This is a genomic window from Luteibacter sp. P4_E6 (assembly GCF_056401535.1).
This window is the reverse complement of sequence record NZ_JBFUJE010000731.1, coordinates 1-1,557: the sequence shown is the minus strand read 5'-3', so window position 1 is coordinate 1,557 and position 1,557 is coordinate 1. Positions and strand designations below refer to the sequence as shown.

The 1,557-nt window shown below is 64.8% G+C and carries 1 protein-coding gene; it reads right to left on the bottom strand.

Annotation, left to right across the window (positions count from 1 at the left end):
• Positions 1-362: 362 nt before the first annotated feature.
• On the bottom strand, positions 363-1,307 hold the full coding sequence (locus tag AC1DT2_RS22880; RefSeq protein ID WP_477298963.1) for a cation diffusion facilitator family transporter: 945 nt from the start codon (positions 1,305-1,307) through the stop codon (positions 363-365).
• Positions 1,308-1,557 lie beyond the last annotated feature (250 nt).

Sequence of the window (1,557 nt, the reverse complement as noted above, 5' to 3'; positions counted from 1 at the left end):
TTCTTTCGCACCTCGCGCATGGCTCGCCTTCGGCTTCGCGGGCTCGGCTTCGCCGTCGCTTCGTACACTTGGGCGTCTCGCGGGGAGACCTTGGTGCCCACCCTCGCTGCTCAGACAGTCCTCCGCGTTCGGATCGGAAGGCCGCTGACGCGGCCCATGTATCTATCTGGCCTACGGCCGCTCCACTTGTGCGGAACTCGCCTCGAGGGTGGACACCAAGGTCTCTCACGACGATACGGTCAGCTGGACGGAGAGCCGTTGGGTGGCTGTTGCCGCCGAAGAGCGAGGGTGGGCACCGAAGGCTCTGCGCCGCGACGTCCCCACCCACGCGGCGTCCCCGGCATCCCACGATGAACCTTTTTTCAGGCCTTGCCGTCCAGTTGCCGTAATCTCTCGCGCCACCCTTCCGGCGTCTGCGGCTTGATGAACAGCGCCACGATCGGCAGGTTCGCCGCCTTCGTGCGCGCCTCGATTTCCCGCACGCACTCCTCGATCTCCACGGTGGTCAGCGCGTCGTCGAACGCCGCGGATAGCGCGACCAGTACATGGTCGGGCCCGACCTGCACCGTCAGCACGCCGTTCACCGCCTCGATCCCCGGCACCTCACCGGCGATGGTGCACACCTCCGCCAGCAACCTGGGCTGGGCGGGCTCGCCGATCAGCAAGGCCTTGCTCTCACGCGCCAGCAGGCTGGCCGCGGCCGCAAGCACGACGGCGATGCCGACCGACGCCCAACCGTCGATGCGTGGATCGTTCAGCGCGTGGGAGAGGTAGACGCCGATCGCCGCGATACCCAGACCCAGCAGGGCCGCCGTGTCTTCGAACAGCACGGAGAACGTGGTTGGATCCTTGGTTCGGCGGAACGCTTCGAAGTAGCCGTACTTGCCCTTCTTTCGCTGCACGCTCTTCAGCGAGAGGTACCACGAGCTACCCTCGAACAACGCACTGACGCCCAGCACGATGTAGTTGGTTACCGGGTCCTTAAGCGGCTCCGGCGTGAGGATGCGGTTGACGCCCTCGTACAACGAAAAGCCCGCACCCAGCGCGAGCACCAGCAACGCGACGATGAAGCTCCAGAAGTAGAGCTCGCGACCGAAGCCCAGGGGATGCTGGCGATCGGGACGTCGCTGCGAGCGCTTCAGACCGTAGAGAAGAAGCACCTCGTTGACGCTGTCGACCAGCGAGTGCACGCCTTCGGAAAGCATGGCGGAGCTGCCGGTGAGCGCCGCGGCGACGAATTTCGCCACCGCAATGGCGACGTTCGCAGCAAGTGCGACGAATACGACGAGTCGGGAGCTGTGGGCCATAAGGGCAATCGTCACCGCAAGGATGTGTTGCCCAAGTAAACCACGAGGCTGTCCTGCCGGAACGCACCGTATTGGTGCCTTCGGACGGACGCAGGCACACGCAACGGCTCTCCCTGCACTCAACCGTATCGTCGTGAGAGACCTTGGTGTCCACCCTCGAGGCGAGTTCCGCACAAGTGGAGCGGCCGTAGGCCASATAGATACATGGGCCGCGTGAGYGGCCTTCCTTTTCGAACGCGGAGGACGTGTC